The organism is Dietzia sp. JS16-p6b (assembly GCF_003052165.1).
Taxonomy (GTDB): Bacteria; Actinomycetota; Actinomycetes; order Mycobacteriales; family Mycobacteriaceae; genus Dietzia.
In genome coordinates this window covers 604,779-624,666 of sequence record NZ_CP024869.1, presented here as the reverse complement: position 1 = coordinate 624,666, position 19,888 = coordinate 604,779, and the positions used below count along the sequence as shown (strand labels likewise).

Here is a 19,888-nt window from a genome sequence, read left to right as displayed (position 1 = left end):
TCCAGTGCTCGATCCGTTCCAGGCCCGTGCGGATGACGGGTCCCGGACTTCTCGGGGGCGAGACTAGTCGCCCCCCCGGGATCGGGTCACGCCCGAGTGGCGTACCTCACAAAGACTGGCCGGTCCGGATTATCAGCCCGCCTCAGTCCGCCGAGCGGCGATGGCGGTGACCACGCCCGGGGGCGTCGTCGCCGAAGCGGGCCATGAGCTCGGCCACGGAGAGCCCGCCCCCCTCGCCGTGTCTGCTGTGCGGCTCGGACTCTGCGGACGGCGGTTCGGTCCTCGGCGACCGCGGGGTCGGCGTGTCGGATTCCGTCGGCCGGGGCGTCGGCGTGTCGGACCCGGACGACGTCTCCGACGTCGTCGTGGCGTCCGACCTGGGACGCGCGACCGGACGGACGGCCGGGCCGCGGGGCGGCCGGTCCTGGGCGCCCGCGGGGCGCGCCGTCTCCGCCTCGACCGGCGAGAGCTTCTCGGTGCGCTCGGTGCTCGGGGTGACGTCACGACCGACGCCGGTAACGGTCGGTTCCGGGGCCCGACGGCGGGGCTCGACACGCTCGGACGGCACCGACGGCAGGGACACCCCGGCGCCCAGCTCCCCGGCGGCGGTGTCGCCACCCACGGCGGGACGCTCGTCGTTCAGCGTGACACCCATCTGCCCGAGCTGGTCGCGCAACGCGGCGATCTCGTGGCGGAGTGCGCGGATCGAATCGGTGGTCTCCGCACGCACGGAGTCGCGGAGATCCTTCTCCACCACGAGCTCGTGTTCGCGACGCGCCGAGATCTCACGCTCGAGCTGCAGTTCGTACACCGTGTGCAGGTCGCGGACCCGGGCGGCCTCGGCCGCGGCCTGTCGCCTGTAACGGGCCACGAGGAAGGCCCCGATGAACGCCGCCCAGAGTGCCGCGAGGGTGCCGATCCGCATCCACACCGGATCGTCCGAGAAGACCATCACGACGGTCGCGACGAGCGCGAGCACCAGGAGGGCGCCGAGAGCGATGCCCGCCAGGCCGCGGTCGTCACCACGAGCGGGGCGGACGGATCGGGGTTTGTCGATCGCGCCGTCGGAACTCATGCCCGGGATGATACGCGGAGAACCACTAGTCACACGGGTAACTGGCGCGTGTTCGTCGAGATGCCCGCCGCTCGCGGTCCCGCCGGGCCGGTCAGGTCGACTGGGCCGGTCAGGTCGACTGGGCCGGTCAGGTCGACTGGGCCAGTCCCCCGAGGTCGTCGTCGGAGGGAGGGGTCTCGCAGGCCGCCTCGAGGAACAGTCCCGCGCCCACGAGCACCGCCCCCGACACCAACACCGCCACGGACACCGGCAGCTCGTCGCCGGCCGCGGCCAGCTCGCCCAGCCTGGGCAGGAAGTACAGGACCAACCCGGTTCCCAGGCCACCGGCCGCTGCTCCCAGGACCGCCGACGCCTGCCCGAGGGCTGCGCACCGCGCGATCGTCATCGGGTGCATCTGGCTGCGGTCCTGGCCCACGCCGCCGTCGGAGATCGCGGATCGGACGCGGAGCGCCAACAAGAGGTCGATCACCGCCACCACCGGCAGAGTGACCCAGCCCCACCCGAGTGGAGGCAGTGACCCGAGAAACGAACCCGTGAGGAAGTAGGCGGCCACGCCGGCCACGAGCGCGACCAGGGCGAGGGTGGACACCGCGATACGGGACATGTCAGCGGACCCACCCTTCGGGCGCCAGCCGGTCGCGCGTGCGCCGGATCGCGCACACTTCCGCGGGATCGAGGGCATCGAGGTGGGCCGAGAGGGGCGTGCCGTCCAACCGGGCACGCGGTTCGATCTCCGACCAGGGGACCAGGACGAACGCCCGCTCGGCCGCACGGGGGTGGGGCAGGGTCAGACGGTCGTCCCGGGACCTCACCGTCACACCGTCCACCTCGGCGGACACCACGTCCACGTCGAGGGACCGCGGCCCCCACCGGACCCGGCGGGTGCGGCCCGCGGCCCGCTCCTGCGCGAGTCCCCAGTCGAGCACGTCGCGGGGGGAACCCGGGTGTTCGACGACGAGAACCGCGTTGAGGAAGTCGTCCTGCTCCACCCCGCCCCACGGAGGGGTCGCGTAGACCGACGAGACGTCGCGGAGGGTGCCCGCTCCGGCGGCGGCGGCCACCACACCACGGAGGAACTCGAGTGAGTCACCGTGGTTTCCGCCGATCGACAGGACGGCCCGGCAGGTCACCGGTCCGCACCCGGTTCGCCGTCGTGCCCACGCGATCGTCTGGCCACCACCGCGACGTCCGCGAACTCGGCGGGGATGGGCGCCTGGGGCTTGTGCACGGTCACCTCCACCGCGTGCGCGTGGGGGGCCAGGTCCATGACCCCGTCGGCGATCTGCGAGGCCACCGTCTCGATCAGGTCGCGGGGGGCCCCGGACACCACGTCCCGGGCGAACAGCGCCAGCGCACCGTAGTCGACGGTGTCGGCCAGATCGTCGGACGCCGCGGCCGCGGAGAAGTCGGTCCACAGGACGAGGTCGACGAGGAAGTCCTGACCGTCGTGCCGCTCGTGCTCGAAGACCCCGTGGTGGCCGCGCACCCGCAGGCCCCTGAGTTCGATCCGGTCCGCCATCAGCCCTCCCCCGGTGTTCCGGCCGCCCATGCGGCGGCCACCCGGACGGCGTCGACGCTCGGCGGCACATCGTGGACGCGCACGGCCCACGCCCCGGCCGCAGCGGCCAGTGCGGTGACGGCCGCCGTCGCGGGGTCCCGGCCGGCCACGCCGCGGGGCACACCCGCGGTATCCGCGAGGAGCGCACCGAGGAAGCGCTTGCGCGACGCGGCGACCAACACCGGGAACCCCAGTTCGGTGAGGGCGTCGAGCCGGTGGAGCAGCGCCCAGTTGTCGGCGGCGTTCTTGGCGAACCCCAGCCCGGGGTCCAGCACGATCGAGCCCGCGTCGACCCCGGCGGACACCGCCGCATCGGCTCGGCGCGAGAGGTGGTCACGGACCGAGGTCACCACGTCCCCGCCGTAGTCGGCGCGGCCTCCGGCGCCCGCCCGGTACTGGTCGGGCGACACCCAGTGCATGAGCACCACGGGGCACCCCTGTTGGGCGACGACCGGCAGCATCCCGGGATCGGCGAGACCTCCGGAGACGTCGTTGATCAGCGCCGCGCCGGACTCCAGGGCCTCGGCGGCGACCGAGGCGCGCATGGTGTCGACCGAGACCGTGACCCCGTCCGCCACGAGAGAGCGGACGAGCGGGATCACGCGGTCCGCCTCGTCGGTCCGGTCGACCCGGATCGCCCCCGGCCTCGTGGACTCCCCGCCGACGTCGAGGAGGTCGGCCCCCTCCGAGACCAGTCGCCGGGCGTGGGCGAGGGCGGCCTCCGGGGCGAGGTGACGCCCCCCGTCGGAGAAGGAGTCCTCCGTGACGTTGACGATGCCCATCACCGCGCAGCGGCCCGGACGCGGCAGCCCGGCCGGGCGTGTCGGGGCGAACGGGTGGCTCACGTACCCCGCAGGAGGCCGAGTGCCTCCGCCCTGGTGGAGGCGTTGGACCGCATGCTGCCCCGGACCGCGGAGGTGGTGGTGACGGAACCCGGCTTACGGATTCCGCGCATGCTCATGCACAGGTGTTCGCATTCGATCACCACGAGGACCCCGGTGGGCTGGAGCCTGTCCACCAGGGCGTCGGCGACCTGGCTGGTCAGTCGTTCCTGCACCTGCGGCCGCTTGGCGTAGAGGTCGACGAGCCGGGCGAGTTTGCTCAGCCCGGTCACCGCACCCGAGCGCCCCGGGATGTACCCGATGTGCGCGACCCCGTGGAACGGGACGAGGTGGTGCTCGCAGGTCGAGAAGATGGGGATGTCCCGCACCAGGACCAGCTCCCGGTGGTCCTCGTTGAACGTCCTGGACAACACGTCCGCGGGTTCGGTGTACAGCCCCGCGAACACCTCCCGGTACGCCCGTGCGACGCGCGCCGGGGTGTCCTGGAGGCCCTCGCGATCCGGGTCCTCGCCCACGGCGATCAGCAGTTCCCGGACCGCCGACTCGGCGCGCTCGGCATCGAACACCCGGCCGGCGGACACCGACCGGGCGTCTGCCGCGGGGATGTGGTCAGGGGTCGTCATCAGTCCTCTTCTCGCACGAAACCGACCGGTGGTCAGTCGTCACGTTCCCACGGTGCCCGCCACCCGGGTTCCTTGTCCTCGCGACGGCGGGACCCGCTCCGGCGCCCGTCACCGTCCACCGCCGACCACGCACGGGTCGACCGGCCGGACGGCGACTCGTCCCGGTCGCCGGCGCGACCGGGGTCCGCGTCCGGGTTCTCCGGCTCGGCGGGCGCGGCCGGCAGCCGGGTGGTCTCGGCCCCGCTCGGACCATACGTCCCGTTCTGGGGCCGGTCGCCGTCGGGTGCCGCCCCGCCGTCCGGACCCGTGACCGGTGCCCGGCCCGCGCCGGGCGGCGCACTCCGCGACGCACCCGGGGACCTACTCGGCGGGGGCCAACCGGGCGCCGACCACCCGGGCGGCGGTGGCGTGCCGTACGCCGGGATCCCGGGCGACCCGGATGGTCCGGACGACGAGGCGCCTGCGGGGACCGACTCCCGCCCGAGTCCGGTCTCGCCCACCGCGCCCCGGCCCGAGTCCTGGCCGGTGTTCCCGTCCCGTCCGGTGTCCCCGGCGTCCCGACTGGCCGGCAGGACGGGCATCGCGAACGGGTCGCTCACCGGTGGCGGCCACGGCTCGCCGCGCTCCTTGGCCAGCTCACCCGGGGTCTTGACGGGCGGCCGGGTCGACGGGACACGACCGGAGAAGTCGTCGAACTCCGTGATCCTCGGACGCTTGACCACATCCGCGAACAGACGCTCGAGGTCGTCCTGGCGGAGTGTCTCCTTCTCGAGCAGCTCCGCCGCGATCGCGTCGAGGACGTCCCTGTTGGACTCGAGGACCCGCCACGCCTCGGCGTGTGCGGCGTCGATGATCCTGCGGACCTCGTCGTCGATCGCCTTGGCCACCTCCGGGGAGTACTCGGAACCCGCGCCGCCGCCGCGTCCGAGGAAGGGGTCCCCGCCCTCGCCGCCGTACTTGACCGCGCCCAGCTTGGAACTCATCCCGTACTCGGCGACCATCGTGCGGGCGATACGGGTGGCCTGTTCGATGTCGGAGCTCGCGCCGGAGGTCGGTTCGCCGAAGACGTACTCCTCGGCCGCACGGCCCCCCATGGCCATGACGATCCGCGCGATCATGTCCGCACGGGTCATGAGGGACTTGTCGTCCTCCGGGACGACCAGGGCGTGACCACCCGTCCGGCCGCGCGCGAGGATCGTGACCTTGTGGACCGGCTCCAGATCCTCCATCGCCCACGCGGCCAGGGCGTGCCCTGACTCGTGGTAGGCGGTGACCTTCTTCTCGTGTTCGCTGATCACGCGGTGCTTGCGACGAGGACCGCCCACCACCCGGTCGGTGGCCTCCTCCAGGATGTCGGTCGAGATCTCGTCCCGCCCCATCCGTGCCGCCAGCAACGCGCCCTCGTTGAGTACGTTGGCCAGGTCGGCGCCGGACATGCCGATCGTGCGCCGGGCCAGCGACTTCATGTCGACATCGGCGGCCAGGGGCTTGCCCACCGAGTGGACGGCGAGAATCGACTCGCGCCCCCGCAGATCCGGGTTGGTCACCGGCACCTGGCGGTCGAACCGGCCGGGGCGCAGCAGGGCCGGATCGAGCACGTCGGGCCGGTTCGTCGCCGCGATCATGATGACCGTCTCGCGGTCGCTGAACCCGTCCATCTCGACGAGGAGCTGGTTGAGGGTCTGCTCGCGCTCGTCGTGTCCGCCGCCCGTCCCGGAGCCGCGGTGCCGGCCGACCGCGTCGATCTCGTCGACGAACACGATGCAGGGCGCGTTCTGCTTGGCCTTCTCGAAGAGGTCGCGGACTCGCGAGGCGCCCACGCCCACGAACATCTCCACGAAATCCGAGCCGGAGATCGAGAAGAACGGGACGCCGGCCTCACCGGCCACGGCGCGCGCCAGCAGGGTCTTGCCCGTCCCGGGCGGCCCGTAGAGCAGGACGCCGCGGGGGATCTTGGCGCCCAGCCGCTCGTAGCGGGCCGGGTTCTGGAGGAAGTCCTTGATCTCGTTGAGCTCCTCCACCGCCTCGTCCTCACCCGCGACGTCGGCGAAGGTGGTCTGGGGCATGTCCTTGGTGAACTCGACGGCTCGCGACTTGCCGACGCCGAACAGGCCACCCTTGCCCCCCTGCATCCGGGACATGAAGTAGAACAGCAGCCCGAAGAGGATGAGCATGGGCAGCAGGAACGACAGCATCTGGGTGAGGAACCCCTGCTGCGTCACCGTGGTGTCGAAGTTCTCCGGCTCGGCGGCGGCGATCCGGTCGAAGATCTGTTCCGCCGCTCCCTCCGGGTACTTGGCGAGCACCTGGTCGGTCTCGTCCGCACCCTCCTCCGGGGTGATGGGCGACTCGAGGGTGAGACGGAGCTGCTGCTCCCGGTCCTCGATCGTCGCCTCCCGGATGTTGCCCGCGTCGATCTGGGCGAGCGCCACCGAGGTGTCGACCTCGGTGTACCCCCGTTCGTCGTTCGCGAAGAACGAGAACCCGACGATCGCCAGGATGATGACGCCCGCGATCGCCACGTTGCGGAAGACGGTGTTGCTCTTGCGTTCCATTCGGTCCTCGGATGCGAAGGACAGCCCTACCGGTCGGCGGGCCTGGTGGTGCGCGACGTCCTGCGCGATGTCATGAGCTCGGTGCCATGAGCTCGGTGTCATGAACTCGGTGTCATGAGCACAGTCGCGCGCGACGTCGTCTCTGTCGCACCAGGCTACCTGCGAAGCGCGACACCCGACCGGGTTGATCTCCGTGGGCGGACAGGGCGGCGGTGTCGTACCCGCCCCGTACCATCGGGACCGTGACCACCCCCACACCGTCCGCGTCCCGGGCCGCAGAGGACGTGCGTTCCGGTAACGGCACCGCTACCGAGGCGCTCAACTCGGCCCTGGACCGGATCACCCGTCTCGACCCGGCCCTCCGTGCCTTCACCACTCTGCTCGGCGAGGAAGGCAGATCGGCCGCGGCCGCCGTGGACGCCTCGGATGAGACCGGACGGTCCGGGCTGCCCCTGGCGGGGGTCCCCCTGGCCATCAAGAGCACGGTGACCCTCGACAACCCCGTGATCACCCCGCTTCTCGCGGCCGGCGCGATACCGGTGGGCATCACCGCCGCGCCCCAGCTGTGCACGTGGGGGATGACGGACTCGGAGGAGCACGGAATCACCCGCAATCCGCTCGACGAGTCCCTGTCCGCGGGCGGGTCGTCGGGGGGATCGGCCGCGGCGGTCGCCTCCGGCATGGTCCCGCTGGCGGTGGGTGACGACGGGATGGGGTCCCTACGGATCCCCGCCGCCGCCTGCGGCATCGTGACCATCAAGCCCGGTCCGGGGGTCGTCCCCACCCGGCTCGCCGGCGACAACTGGGGCCGGCTGGCGGAGTCGGGCCCCCTGGCCAGGACCGTCGAGGACACGGCGCTGGCCCTGTCGGTGATGGCCGGGCGACCCGAGTTGGCCTCCGTCGGACCCGTACCCGGTGAGACGCGGGTGGGCCTGTCCACGACGAGTCCGATCCGACTCGGGCGGGACCTCGTCCGGATCCGGGAGCCGTGGACCCGAGCGGCCCGGGAGGCCGCGGATGCGCTCCGGGCCCGCGATCTCGTCGTCGTCGAGACCTCCCTGCCGTCCCCCCGTGACCCGGTGCTCTACCTGGCGCGGTGGACCTCTGCGGTCGCGCGCGCGGCGGAGGAGGAGAACCTTCCACTGTCCGCGATGGAGCGCCGCACCCGGCACCACGCCCTGCTCGGTCGGACCGTGTTCCGCCGCGGTGGGGCGGGCGACGGGGACACGAGGTGGAACCGGGCGACCGAGGCTCTGCGGACCGAGGTCGAGCGCGCGATGGACACCGCCGGCGTCGACGTGTGGCTCACCCCGGCACTGGCCGACCTGCCGCCCGAGGCGACCGACTGGCACCAGCGATCCTGGGGGCGCTCACTGTGGGCGTCGATGAGGTTCTCGCCGTTCACCCCACTGGCCAACGTGCTGGGCTGGCCCGCGATGACCGTCCCCTGCGGTCGCACCGCGACCCCGGCCGGCCGGGACCTGCCGACCTCGGTCCAGCTCGTCGGTCGGCCCGGTTCCGAACCGACACTGCTCTCGTTGGCTGCTGCGATCGAGAGTGCTGGCACGATCGACAGTGCTGGCTGAACGGGGACGAGCCCGGGTCCGCGTCAGTCCTCCGGCAGCTCGGCGAAACGCTTCTTGACGTCGTTGTACCACCCGAGGGCCTGACGGGGCCGCATCCACCGCCCCTTCATCTCCTTGCGCGCAGGCCCGTGCGCCTCGTCCCCCGCTTTGACGAGTTCCTTCAGGTGGGCGTCCTGGGCGTTGATCACATCGTCCGCGGTCTCTCCGGAATGGGCGAGGTCGCAGGGGCCTCCGAGGTCTCTGCAGGTCATGGTCTTCATGGTGTGTCCTCCCGTGTCCGGGTGGCGCGGTGTGCGCTCCCCACCATGATGACGAGCGGCGGCCCGGAGATGTGACCGTCCCCTGGCAGGCGAGGTGACCTGCACACCTGCACTGACGGCGAGGTGCTCTACCCCGGAGGTCAGCGCCTGTCGCCGTCCCGCCGGCGGTCGATCGTCTCCAGTGCCTCGGGTCGGGCCCGGAAGTCGATGCGGGTGACCATGCCGCCCGTGACACGGAAGTCAAAGGCCACCCGGGCGACACCGCGGTCGAACCACGCCGCCCCCGGTCGGTCGTGGACGAAGACCGGCAGAGCGGCGGCCGCGGCACCGTTGAAGAACTCCGCCACCGCATCGCGGCCCTCGATCCGCGCGGGGGTCCCCAGGCCCACGGCGACCGGGTCACCCGCCACCACCACGTCCGGCGCGAGGAGTTCGAGGAGTCGGGAGAACTCCCCGTCGCGGGCGGCGGCGAGGAAGGCGTCAACCACCCGCCAGTCCGCTGTGCCCTGATACCCCGGCGAAGCGCCCGAGGACGCACCCGCCGGCCCCCGGACCTTGGACCGCGCCCTGGAGGCGTGCTTGCGGGCGGCGGCCGGGGTGCAGTCCAGGATTCCGGCGATGGCGGCGAAGTCGACACCGAACGAATCGTGCAGGACCAACGCCACCCGCTCGGCCGGGGTGAGCCGGTCGAGCACCAGGTGAAGCGCCGATCCCACCGAGTCGGCCAGGACAGCCTCGTCGGCCGGGTCGGGATCGACTCCCGGACGGTCGAGCGGTTCACCGGGCGCCGGCACCGCCGCCTTGAGACGGTCCAGGCACACCCTGGTGACCACGGTGGTGAGCCATCCCGGCAGGTTGTCGACGGCAGAGACGTCAGCCCTCGCCAGTCGGAGCCACGCCTGTTGGACCGCGTCCTCGGCCTCGGCCGGATCACCGAGGACGCGTGTGGCGATGCGGGTGAGTCTGGGCCGCTCGCGCTCGAACTCCTCGGTCAGGTCCATCGACAGCTCAGGCCGGGGACCCGCTGGTGTAGCGGTCCAGGATCCGACGCTTGACCAGCTTCCCGGTGGGGGTGCGGGGCAGCTCGTCGACGAAGTCCACCGCGCGCGGGATCTTGAAGTCCGACACGTGGCCACGGAGAGATCCGAGGATCTCGTCAGCCAGGCCCGGGTCGCCGGCGCGGTCGGGGGCGGGCACCACCACGGCGTGGACCCGCTCCCCCATCTCCTCGTCGGGGATCCCGATCACGGCGACGTCATCGACCGCGGGGTGCAGTGCGAGGGCGTTCTCGATCTCCTGCGGGTAGATGTTCACCCCGCCGGAGATGATGGTGAACGCCTTGCGGTCGGTGAGGTAGAGGAAGCGGTCGGAATCCAGGTATCCCACGTCGCCGAAGGTGGACCAGTTCGAGTGCTCGGGGTGGAAGACGGACGCGGTCTTGTCCGGATCGCCGTGGTAGGAGAAGGTGCCCTCGTCCTGCTGCCAGTAAATGGTGCCGATCTCACCGATGGGGAGCTCGCGGCCCTCCTCGTCGCAGATGTGCGCGATGCCCTTGAGCCCGTCGCGCCCCACCGATCCGGGCCGCTCGAGTGCCTCCTGCGAGTTGATGAACGTGATCCCCATCCCCTCGGTGGCGGAGTAGTACTCGTGGATCACCGGTCCCCACCACTCGATCATCCGGCGTTTGACCTCGGGCGGACACGGCGCGGCGGCGTGGATGGCGTGGGTCATGCTGGACAGGTCGTAGCGCTGCCGCGTCTCCTCGGGCAGCTTGAGCATGCGCACGAACATCGTCGGTACCCACTGCGAGTGGGTCACGCGGTACTCCTCGATGAGGCGCAGTGACTCCTCGGCGTCGAAGCGGTCCATGAGGATCACGGTCCCGCCGACCGAGTTGACCACACCGCAGAACCTCAGCGGGGCCGCGTGGTAGAGCGGCGCGGGACACAGGTACACGCTGTCGGCGTCGAAGGCGTAGAGGAAGCTGAACACCGGGGTGTAGACGTCGGGCACCTCGTCGATCTGCCCCTCCGGCGGGTCCACGCGGACGCCCTTGGGTCGGCCGGTGGTGCCGGAGGAGTAGAGGAAGTCGTGGCCACGGGGCTGGTCGGCGGGCGGATCGGTGGGCTTGTCGGCCAGCAGCGCACGGTAGTCCGCGAACCCGTCGAGTGTTCCGCCGAACACCACCCGATGTTCGACGCCCGGGTGCGCGTCCGGGGACAGATCCACGTGGTCGGCCACCGGGGCGGAGACGACGAGGGCGCGGGCCCCGCAGTCGCCGATGATGTAGGACGACTCGTCGGCCGTGAGGTGATGGTTGATGGCCGCGATGTAGAGCCCGGTCCGCAACGCGGCCCAGTAGATCTCGACCATCTCGAGGGTGTTGTCCGACACCACGGCGATGGTGTCACCGGGGCGCAACCCCCAGTCGCCGGACAGCACGTGCGCGAACTGGGCCGACCTGGCCTCGAGCTCGGCGTAGGTGACCTGCTCGCCCGTCGCGGGGCGGATCACGGCGGGCTTGTCGGGCGTGGTGGCGGCGAAGGTTCCCGGGAACATGCTCCGGAGCATATATCCCACATGTGATCCGGATCACGCTATCGGGCGATCCGGATCAGCGCGACGAACGCGCGCCTTCGGGGCCGTCACTTCTGCGGGCAGCCCTCACCCCGGCACCGGGAACCCTCTCATCCATTCCGAGTGACGGGATCGGCTTCGGTAGTGACCTCCAGGTGCCCGGCGTAGCGTCGCAGGCACCCACGAGGCGGAATCGACGCGACCGCGCGCGGTCCGCCCGCCGCCGCGATCGCGTGGTCGACGGCCACACCCACTCACTCCGAGGTCGCGCTTTTCATGAATGCCACTCCTCACACGAGCACCCCATCGACGACCGCCTCCGGATCCGACTGGTCACTGCGGCTTCCCCTCGGGGACGACGAGGTGGTCATCAACGATCGTTACGAGACACTGTCGATCGCCAACGACGTGCTCATAGCGCTGTTCTTCCTCGTCGGCAGCGTCCTGTTCCTCTCCGACTCCACCCAGACCATCGGCACCTGGCTGTTCATTCTCGGTTCAGTGGAGTTCTTGGCACGGCCCGCCATTCGTCTCGCACGCCGGATCCACCTCAGGCGGATCGGCGCGACCACGGGCAGCCGCGGCGCTGACCACGACTACTGAGCCGAGACTCTGCTGATGCCGGGACCCAGAACGTCTGCCCGGCCCCGATCGATGTCAGACCGGCGCACTCGGACCCGGTTTGGCGGGCAGGTCAGTCTGAGCGCTTCTCGGCATACTGATCTCTCCTGCACGCCCTCGGAAAGAACGTAATGCGATTGACGGGCAGTGACCCTCATATTCCCGCGGGTGCCTCAATCGCCACCGCGACAAGAGACCGTGGAACCGGGGCACGATAATCGGACGCGTCCTGTCGAGGCCGAGAAGTTCGATCACCGCCGCGGGCGCCATGTGGCCGACCATGCCGCGTTTCCGGCAGAGAAATCGCCGTGAACAGCATGCATGCCACTCCAGTGCAGCCACCCGGGGGGATCGTGCGGTAGCCATGCCCGTGTGCCGCGCCTACCGTGGCGCTCACTGGACTTATTCGTCGAGATTCGATGAATTCAACGTGTCAAGTGCGGGAGTTCCCATGTTTTATCACAAGCAGAAATTGCAATTTCAGTCAAAGCCCGAGAAGCCCGATGCGGTGTATGCACGCAAGCTCCAGGAGGTCATCGGCGGCCAGTACGGCGAGATCACCGTGGCCATGCAGTACAGCTTCCAGGCGTGGAACGCCCACATCCCCGGTAAGTACCGAGACCTGCTCTTCAGCACCGCGACCGAGGAGTTCGGCCACGTCGAGATGCTCGCGACGATGGTCGCCCAACTGCTCGAGAAGGCCCCACTGGGGATCACCGATCACGCCGTTCAGAACGATCCGGCGGTGGCAGCTGTGGTCGGCGGCACCGACGTCCAGCACGGCATCCTCGCCGGCGCCGGGGCCCGGCCCGTCGACTCGATGGGCAACCCCTGGTCCGGGGCGTTCGTCACCGCGAGCGGCAATCTCCTGGCGGACATGTACGCCAACGTCAACGCCGAGTCGCAGGGGCGCGTCGCAGTCGCCCGGCTCTACCACATGACCGACGACCCGGGCATCCGGGAGCTGCTGTCGTTCCTGCTCGCCCGCGACACGATGCACCAGAACCAGTGGCTCGCGGCGATCAGCGACCTCAAGGCCGAGGGCCTCGAGGAGTTGCCCGTGCCGTCGAACTTCCCCAAGTCCAAGGAGGCCGGAGAGCACGCGTACACGCTGTACAACTTCTCCGACGGGGCCACCGCCGCCGACGGTTCCTGGGCGTCCGGCCCCACGCCAGACGGCCACGGCGAGTTCTCGTACTCGGATGAACCGCTCGAAGGCCCGCCGATGCCGCCCCCGACCCATCCGGATGCCCGCTTCTACGGCACGACAGAGCTGCCGAACACCGTGGAAAAGGTGGCGGGCACCGTCCAGGACACGCTCAACAAGGAGTGAGATCCACCCTCGGACCACCCCGGCGCGCCTCATCGCGAAGGAAGCCATCGTGCGAGCGACGCACCTACTGAGTCGATCTGCGCGCGCGACGGGGTCGCGGGGGATCTCCCCCGGCCCCGTCTCCCATTCCACCGCAGCCACGTTGGCCGCGACCCCCTCACCGACCCCCTCTAGAGAAACGAGAGCGAACGTGACATCGATCGCCGACCAGACGACGACCCAGCTCGGCGGCCGCCTGAGTGTCCTGAGCCGCCAGAAGCTCGACCACGTCACACTGGACCGTCTCCTGCACCAACTCGAGCACGCCGATGCCCGGGAAGAACGACAGGTACTTCTCCGCGTGTACCGACTCGTGTTCCCCCACGCGTTCGCCGAGGAGGCCGTGCTGTGGCCCGTGCTTCGCCGGGTCCTCCCGGACGGGCACGACCTGACCCTCGAGGTGGAACAGGAGCATCAGGAGGTCAACGAGCTGGTCGTCCGACTTGAGAACCTGCCCGCGGATGATCCTGCGAGGCCCGACCTCCTGGCGCGGTTCGTCGAGGTGCTCCGCGACGACGTCCGCAACGAGGAGGACGAACTGCTGCCCCGGCTCCAGGAGCGCCTGAGCCACGGGCGACTCACCGCGCTCGGCCTGGCCTGGGAAGTGGTCCGCCGTACCGCCCCCACACGAGCTCACCCGGTCGTCGCGCGCCGCCCGCCGGGCAACGTCGCCGCAGCACTGCCGCTGACCGTCATCGATCGCCTGCGCGATGCCCTCGAGACCGCCGCGCTGCGCCGACCGGCGCTCTCCGCCTCGCCGCTTCACCGGGCCAGCGCCCGCCTCAGCGCACTCGCCCACGCCGTCGAGCACCTGCCGCTCCTACGCCGCGGGGAGGATCCCACCACCCGCACGGAGAACCGATGACCCGGCCACCTCCTCCCGGCGCGTCGGACAACCCGCCACCCGACACGGTCGACGCCCTCATCGTGGGCGGTGGACCGGCGGGGCTCTCCGCTGCGACATGGCTCGGCCGGTATCGACGTTCCACCCTGCTCGTCGACGCCGGAGGCCAACGCAACCTGTCCGCCGAGAGGATCCACGGCATTCTCGGCACAGGCCCGGCCACACCGGACGAGTTCTACGCCGACGCCCACGAAGGCCTGCGCCGCTATCCGACCGTGCGGAGACTCGACGGTCTCGTCTCGGAGCTGACCAGGGAATCCGACGATCGCTTCGTCGCCCGCATCGCACCGGCCACGACATCGGACGACGGGGACGGGGCCCCGATGTCCGTCACCGCCACGCGGGTCATCCTCGCCACCGGAGTGCGAGACCGGCTCCCCGAGCTCGACGGGATCGACCGACACTACGGTGTCGACGTCCACCACTGCCCCGCCTGCGACGGCCTCACCGCCGCAGATCAGCGGGTCATCGTGCTCGGCGCCGGTGCGCATGTACCCGCGTACGCCTCGGAACTACTGGACTGGGCGTCCGAGGTCGTGATCATCACCGAGAGCGACTCCGACCCGGCCTTCGACGACGATCAGCGCGCCGCCTGCGCCGTACACGACATCCAGGTGGTCGACGGCGTCGCCCGGGAACTGGTGGGCGAACCCGGTGCACTGCAGGGCGTGCGCCTGGCCGACGGCACCATGATCACCGGATCGAAGGTGTTCTTCTCCTACGCGCACCATCCGACGAACGACCTCGCGAAGGCCCTGGGCTGCCGGATCGACGACGAGGGCGGCCTCTCGGTCAACGCGTTGCAACTGACCAGCGTGGCCGGTGTGTACGCCGCCGGTGACATCGTGACCGGTCTGCAACTCGTCCCGATCGCCGTGGGCACCGGGGCCGCGGCTGGCGTGGCCTGCGCGACCTCGTTGCGGGGACACTCCACCGCGGCAGACGTCCCCGACGCGGCGCCCCCGACGCGGACCTTCACGCGGCCGGACAGCTAGCGATATCGCGACGGCGACCGACCGAGCAGCCCGGCGACAGGCCCCGGCGGCGACTCAGACGAGAAACAGCACCCCTCAGGAGTACATGCGCGGGTGCAGCCGGCCGATGTACGGCAGGTCGCGGTAGCGCTCGGCGAAGTCCAGGCCGTAGCCCACCACGAACTCGTTGGGGATGTCGAACCCGATCTCGAGGATGTCCAGATCGGCCTTGACCGCGTCGGGCTTGCGCAGCAGGGTGACGATCTCCAGCGAGCGCGGGTTGCGGGTCCGCAGGTTGCGCATCAGCCACGACAGGGTCAGGCCCGAGTCGATGATGTCCTCGACGATGATCACGTCGCGGTCCGCGATGTCACGGTCGAGGTCCTTGAGGATCCGCACCACTCCCGAGGAGCTGGTGGAGGAGCCGTAGGAGCTGACCGCCATGAACTCCAACTCGGAGGGGATGGTCAGCGCGCGGGCGAAGTCGGAGACGAAGATCGCCGCGCCCTTGAGCACGGCGACCAGCACGACCTCCTGCTCGGAGTCCCGGTAGCGCTCCCCGATCTTCGCGCCCATCTCGGCGATCCGGTCGCGGATCGCATCGGTGTCGATGAGCACCGACTCGATCTCGTCGGCGTACTTGTCCGTGCTCATCTACGTCCCCGCTCCGCTAGCCCGGTCTATCTCCAGGACCACCTTTCCATGCCGCCGCCGAGCGACCAACCTGCCCCGGCCCGCCGTCACACCCGACGCGTCCGAGCCCGCGCCCGCACTCGTCTCCGTGCCTGTGCCCGGTCCAGTGCCCCCCACCGCCACTCCCCCCTGCCCGTGCCAGTCGGTGACCAGCGCCGCCACCGCCGACAGGTGCGCGTACGTGGGCGACGGGCAGCCGTGGGCCAGCAGCCATCGCCGCAGGACCCGGGTCAGCACGGCGGTCGGCAACCGGTGGAGCACGGAGACGTCGAGGTCGCCGTCACCGGAGATCGGCACGGCGGCGGCAAGACGCTCCAGCTCGTCGTCGTCGGTCCGGAGCAGCTCCGCGGTTCGCGCCAACCCCTCCGCCACCCCGCCCCCGAGCACGTCCTCCAGGAGTGGGAGCACCTCGCGCCGCACTCGCACCCGGGTGAACGTCGGGTCGGTGTTGTGTGGGTCGTCCCACCAGTCCAGGCCCAGCACACGGCAGGCCGCGCGGGTGTCGGTCCCTCGCACGCCGAGCAGCGGGCGGCCCCACGGCGCGTCCCAGGCGGCCATCCCGCGCAGGGACCGCGCGCCGGAACCCCGGCCGAGCCCCAGCAGGACCGTCTCGGCCTGGTCGTCGAGAGTATGGGCGAGCAGCACCGGGCGGCCCTCGCGCGCGGCGTCGAGCGCGGCGTACCGCGCGGTGCGCGCCGCGGCCTCGGGGCCGGAACCATCGGGATCGACGACGACGGCGAGGTCCCGCGACCACGCCCCCAGGCGGCCCGCCGCCCGGCACGCCTGACGGGCGACCTCGTCGGAGCCGGGCTGCAGGCCGTGGTCCACCACCAGCGCGGTCACCGTGGCGAACTCGGTCACCGCGGCGGCCGTGAGCGCGAGCGAATCCGCACCTCCGGACAGCGCCACGCACACGTCGTCGCCCACCTCCGGGTGGGAGCGGCGGAACGCCCGCACGGCCGAGCGAACGGCCCACGCCGCGCCGGTCCACGCCGAGTCAGTGGACTGGTCCCGAGCCTGGGCGGGCTGGGCGGGGTCGGCGTCGGAAGGTCGGGCGTCGGCCCGGCCCGGTCCGCTAGCGGCAGCCACAGCTACGCAACTCGGCGGCGATCCGGTCGAGGACCGGTCGGGCGACAGTGGGGTCGGTGCCGGAGGCCAGGAGCGCGAAGCTCATCGTCCGGCCGTCGGCGCTGGTGACGGTGCCCGCGAGCGCGCTGGTCTCCCTCAGTGTCCCGGTCTTGGCCCGCACCCACCCCGCACCCGCCGCCGACGGCCCGTTGAAGCGGTCCACAAGGGTTCCCGACCCCGCCGCGATGGGCAGGGCGTCCAGCAGGTCCCGCATCTCCCGGGTCGCATCGGGAGCCGCGGCGGTGCGCAGAACGTCCGTGAGGGCGGCCGCCGAGATCCGGTTACCGGCGCTCATGCCCGAACAGTCGTCGAGGCGGACCCCCGACATGTCGAGCCCCCGCTCGGCGAGGGTGTCCACGACGGCTGCGGTCCCGGCCGAGAACCCGGCCGCCTGGTCGGGGTTCCGGTCGAGCGCGACCTCCCGGCAGATCGTCTCCGCCAGCACGTTGTCCGAGTGGACGAGCATCGAACGCACCCGTTCGGTGAGCGGCGCGGACGACACGCGGCCGAACTCCTCCGTCGTCTCCACCGGCTCCTCCGAGACGCTGACCTGCTCGGGATCGACGCCCAGTTCGCGGGCCAGAGCCCTCCCGGCCGCCAGCGTGGGCTCCGGGGTGCGAGGCGAGTACTCGTCCACCGGATCCAGGCGACCCGCGTCGAGCATCCACGCCTGTACGGGGGCGATGTTGCCCCCAGCGATGTCGACCGGGGACCAGCCGGGCCCGAGGCGCGGGCCGGTGTACGGGCCCGGGGCCACCACGATGCGCGCGGGGGTCTGGCCGGCCGTGCGGACGACTCCCGCGGCCTGCGCGATGGTGGCGGCACCCGGGAACAACGGGCCGGGTTCGGCGGAACCGGACATGGTGGGGTCTCCGCCCGGGATCACCACGAGGGTGTCGGGGCGGGTGCCGCGCGCCAGAACGGTGTCGACGCGGGCGTCGGCGGGCAGACGGGTGAGGGCGGCGACGGCCGTGAGCAGCTTGACCGTCGAGGCCGGGACCCGGGCGTCACGGGGGCGGCGCTCCCACAGGACCTGCCCGGTGGCATCGTCGACCACGCTCGCGGTCAGGTCCCCGACCGCCGGGTCCGACGCCAGCGGCCCCAGGATCTGCTCGAGGGCCCCCGGGTCTGGGGTCGGCGAGTCATCCCCGGCGGCCAGAAGACCCGGAGACGGCGGGGGCCCGGCGGACGCGGACCCGTCGCGCCCGACGCCCAACTCCCCCTCGACGTCGGTGAGGAGCGCCGCCGCCACGAGGCCCGCCACCAGCAGCGCCACGGTGACCAGGACCACTCCGATCCGCCACACCGGGCCCCGCCCGCGCCACACGCCCCGCTCGGTCACCGACCCCTGCCCTCCCGCACTCTCCAGCCCTCGCCCCCGACCGGGCAGCGGCCATCGATCACCCACGCTAGCGGGCGACCTGACGGCGACCGCCCCCGGTGCCGGACCTGCCTACTAGAATCGGTGCGAATTCCCGGGCGCGCGTCCGGGGTCCCGAGAACGCCGATCAGCGAGGTACGCCAGTGTCCGTCGAAGTGACCATCGAGATCCCCAAGGGCTCGCGCAACAAGTACGAGATCCACCACGAGACCGGGAAGATCTACCTCGACCGGTTCCTGTTCACCTCGATGGGCTACCCGGCCGACTACGGGTTCATCGACAACACGCTCGCCGACGACGGCGACCCGTGCGATGCGCTGGTCCTGCTGGACGAGTCGGTGCACCCCGGCGTGATCGTCAACGCCCGCGTCGTGGGTGTCTACACGATGTCCGACGAGGCCGGCGGCGACGACAAGCTGCTGTGCGTCCCGGCCACGGACCCGCGGTGGGAGCACATCCAGGACATCGAGGACGTCCCGGACTTCGAGCTCAAGGCGATCGAGCACTTCTTCCTCCACTACAAGGATCTCGAGCCCGGCAAGCACGTCACGCCCGGTGAGTGGAAGGGCAAGGACCTCGGGGAGAAGCTCATCGCCGAGGGCGTCGAGAACTTCGCCGAGCACCCCGAGGAGAAGGCCGAGCCCAACCGCGGCTGACCCCGGGCGGCCGAGGGTCCGCCCGCGTGGCCGGGGGTCCCCGCCGCGTCGGCCCACACGCGGCGGGGGCGCACACGCCCGCACGTACACGAGCCGTCACTCCGGGCAGCGTTTCCCCTGGTGTGGATCCGCCATTGCGTACCGGAGCGACGGCTCACCTTTTCTGGCGACCGTTCGTCGGGTCGGCCAGCGCGGCCTGGTTCGTGGCCTCAGCGGCCGGTGAACTTCGCCTCGCGCTTCTCGAGCGTCGCCGAGATGGCCTCCATCATGTCGGAGGGGGCGAGGAACCCGGCGTTCCACGTGGCCACGTAGCGGTTGTTCTCGCGGATCTGCCCCTCGATGCCGCGGTTGAGCACCTCGCGGGTCCCGCGGACCACCAGCGGGGGGTTGGCGGCGATCTCGGCGGCGGTGGCGTGGGCCGAGGCCAACACACCGGCGGCGTCCTCGGCCAGCTGGGTGACCAGCCCGTAGCGCAGGGCGGTCTGGGCGTCGATGTCCCGGCCGGTGAGGGCGAGTTCCCGGGTCAGCCCGGAGCCGATGATGTGGGGAAGCCGCGCGAGCGAGCCCATGTCGGCCACGATCCCCACCTTGACCTCGCGGATCGAGTAGGTCGAGTCGGCGGCGCCGTGGCGGACGTCGCAGGCGGAGATCAGGTCCACCGCGCCCCCGATGCAGCGGCCCTGGACCGCCGCGACGGTGGGGGTCTTGGCCGACGCCACCGAGTCGATGGCGCGACGCATGTTCTCCACGAAGTCCAGGATCCGCTCGTTACGAGAGGCGTCCGGGGTCGTGTCCTGGGGAAGGAACTCCATGAACTGCGGCATCATCGCCATCAGGTCGAGCCCGTAGGAGAAGTTGCGGCCCTCCCCGGCGATGACGGCCGCACGGACCTCCGGATCGGCGTCGAGCTCCGCCATCACGCGGGGCATCTCCGCCCAGAAATCCGGCCCCATGCCGTTGTGGAGGCCGGGCCCGATCAGCGTCACCTGCGCGACGTGCGGATGCCGGACCGCCTTCTCGATGCGGACGGAGGAGTACTGACCGGGCGCGGCCGAGGTGTCTTGAGTGCTCATGCGCTCAGCC

20 protein-coding genes are annotated in these 19,888 nt (G+C 71.3%); 6 read left to right on the top strand and 14 right to left on the bottom strand.

Translation table 11 applies throughout. The annotated features are described in order from the left end of the window. Positions 1-142: 142 nt before the first annotated feature. From CT688_RS02810 to ftsH, 7 genes are all read right to left on the bottom strand, one after another. The gene (locus CT688_RS02810) at positions 143-1,075 is read right to left on the bottom strand and encodes a DUF6779 domain-containing protein (protein ID WP_107755673.1); all 933 of its coding nucleotides are present in this window, start codon (positions 1,073-1,075) and stop codon (positions 143-145) included. 127 nt (positions 1,076-1,202) lie between these two features. Then, positions 1,203-1,679 carry a DUF3180 domain-containing protein gene (locus CT688_RS02805; RefSeq protein WP_107755672.1) on the bottom strand — a complete coding sequence of 159 codons (477 nt, stop codon included), beginning with the start codon at positions 1,677-1,679 and terminating at the stop codon, positions 1,203-1,205. Between the two features lies 1 nt (position 1,680). After that, positions 1,681-2,205: a 2-amino-4-hydroxy-6-hydroxymethyldihydropteridine diphosphokinase gene (gene folK / locus CT688_RS02800; protein ID WP_095717943.1), complete on the bottom strand. Its 525-nt coding sequence runs from the start codon at positions 2,203-2,205 to the stop codon at positions 1,681-1,683. Continuing rightward, positions 2,202-2,594, bottom strand: coding sequence for a dihydroneopterin aldolase (gene folB / locus CT688_RS02795; RefSeq protein WP_107757965.1), 393 nt, complete (start codon positions 2,592-2,594; stop codon positions 2,202-2,204). The genes folK and folB overlap by 4 nt, the downstream gene beginning before the upstream one ends. Beyond that, on the bottom strand, positions 2,594-3,415 hold the full coding sequence (gene folP, locus CT688_RS02790) for a dihydropteroate synthase (RefSeq protein WP_107757966.1): 822 nt from the start codon (positions 3,413-3,415) through the stop codon (positions 2,594-2,596). The genes folB and folP overlap by 1 nt, the downstream gene beginning before the upstream one ends. Positions 3,416-3,474: 59 nt before the next feature. Beyond that, positions 3,475-4,098 carry a GTP cyclohydrolase I FolE gene (gene folE, locus CT688_RS02785; protein WP_107755671.1) on the bottom strand — a complete coding sequence of 208 codons (624 nt, stop codon included), beginning with the start codon at positions 4,096-4,098 and terminating at the stop codon, positions 3,475-3,477. A gap of 32 nt (positions 4,099-4,130) precedes the next feature. Beyond that, the gene (gene ftsH, locus CT688_RS02780) at positions 4,131-6,653 is read right to left on the bottom strand and encodes an ATP-dependent zinc metalloprotease FtsH (RefSeq protein ID WP_107755670.1); all 2,523 of its coding nucleotides are present in this window, start codon (positions 6,651-6,653) and stop codon (positions 4,131-4,133) included. A gap of 242 nt (positions 6,654-6,895) precedes the next feature. On the opposite strand from ftsH, the gene CT688_RS02775 reads away from it, so the two are divergent. Further along, entirely contained in the window at positions 6,896-8,239 is a 1,344-nt protein-coding gene (locus CT688_RS02775; RefSeq protein ID WP_231750473.1) for an amidase, read from the top strand. A gap of 23 nt (positions 8,240-8,262) precedes the next feature. Here the strand turns inward: CT688_RS02775 and CT688_RS02770 are convergent, their stop codons facing one another. From CT688_RS02770 to CT688_RS02760, 3 genes are all read right to left on the bottom strand, one after another. After that, positions 8,263-8,499, bottom strand: coding sequence for a DUF1059 domain-containing protein (locus tag CT688_RS02770; protein ID WP_107755669.1), 237 nt, complete (start codon positions 8,497-8,499; stop codon positions 8,263-8,265). A 140-nt stretch (positions 8,500-8,639) separates the two neighbouring features. Further along, complete coding sequence (locus CT688_RS02765; protein ID WP_107755668.1) at positions 8,640-9,500, bottom strand: sigma-70 family RNA polymerase sigma factor; 861 nt, start codon at positions 9,498-9,500, stop codon at positions 8,640-8,642. 7 nt (positions 9,501-9,507) lie between these two features. Then, positions 9,508-11,058, bottom strand: coding sequence for an acyl-CoA synthetase (locus tag CT688_RS02760; RefSeq protein ID WP_107757963.1), 1,551 nt, complete (start codon positions 11,056-11,058; stop codon positions 9,508-9,510). Positions 11,059-11,352: 294 nt separating this feature from the next. Here CT688_RS02760 and CT688_RS02755 point away from each other — a divergent pair, with 294 nt between their 5' ends. The 4 genes from CT688_RS02755 to CT688_RS02740 all read left to right on the top strand — a co-directional run bounded on the left by CT688_RS02755 (position 11,353) and on the right by CT688_RS02740 (position 14,968). Further along, entirely contained in the window at positions 11,353-11,679 is a 327-nt protein-coding gene (locus CT688_RS02755) for a YrhK family protein (protein ID WP_107755667.1), read from the top strand. Positions 11,680-12,148: 469 nt separating this feature from the next. Further along, positions 12,149-13,030 carry a manganese catalase family protein gene (locus tag CT688_RS02750; RefSeq protein ID WP_107755666.1) on the top strand — a complete coding sequence of 294 codons (882 nt, stop codon included), beginning with the start codon at positions 12,149-12,151 and terminating at the stop codon, positions 13,028-13,030. Positions 13,031-13,220: 190 nt separating this feature from the next. Further along, the gene (locus CT688_RS02745; protein WP_107755665.1) at positions 13,221-13,934 is read left to right on the top strand and encodes a hemerythrin domain-containing protein; all 714 of its coding nucleotides are present in this window, start codon (positions 13,221-13,223) and stop codon (positions 13,932-13,934) included. Next, positions 13,931-14,968 (top strand): NAD(P)/FAD-dependent oxidoreductase, encoded by a 1,038-nt coding sequence (locus CT688_RS02740; RefSeq protein WP_107755664.1) that lies wholly within the window; start codon positions 13,931-13,933, stop codon positions 14,966-14,968. The genes CT688_RS02745 and CT688_RS02740 overlap by 4 nt, the downstream gene beginning before the upstream one ends. Positions 14,969-15,043: 75 nt before the next feature. Here CT688_RS02740 and hpt read toward each other — a convergent pair whose 3' ends face one another. From hpt to dacB, 3 genes are all read right to left on the bottom strand, one after another. Further along, complete coding sequence (gene hpt, locus CT688_RS02735) at positions 15,044-15,601, bottom strand: hypoxanthine phosphoribosyltransferase (protein WP_017835929.1); 558 nt, start codon at positions 15,599-15,601, stop codon at positions 15,044-15,046. Next, positions 15,602-16,597, bottom strand: coding sequence for a tRNA lysidine(34) synthetase TilS (gene tilS, locus CT688_RS02730; protein ID WP_231750573.1), 996 nt, complete (start codon positions 16,595-16,597; stop codon positions 15,602-15,604). A 118-nt stretch (positions 16,598-16,715) separates the two neighbouring features. Continuing rightward, positions 16,716-18,110, bottom strand: a complete 1,395-nt coding sequence (gene dacB, locus CT688_RS02725; protein ID WP_231750471.1) for a D-alanyl-D-alanine carboxypeptidase/D-alanyl-D-alanine-endopeptidase — start codon at positions 18,108-18,110, stop codon at positions 16,716-16,718. 182 nt (positions 18,111-18,292) lie between these two features. On the opposite strand from dacB, the gene CT688_RS02720 reads away from it, so the two are divergent. Beyond that, positions 18,293-18,805 carry an inorganic diphosphatase gene (locus CT688_RS02720; protein ID WP_107755662.1) on the top strand — a complete coding sequence of 171 codons (513 nt, stop codon included), beginning with the start codon at positions 18,293-18,295 and terminating at the stop codon, positions 18,803-18,805. Between the two features lie 209 nt (positions 18,806-19,014). Here the strand turns inward: CT688_RS02720 and CT688_RS02715 are convergent, their stop codons facing one another. Continuing rightward, positions 19,015-19,878, bottom strand: coding sequence for a crotonase/enoyl-CoA hydratase family protein (locus tag CT688_RS02715; RefSeq protein WP_107755661.1), 864 nt, complete (start codon positions 19,876-19,878; stop codon positions 19,015-19,017). Positions 19,879-19,888: the final 10 nt, after the last annotated feature.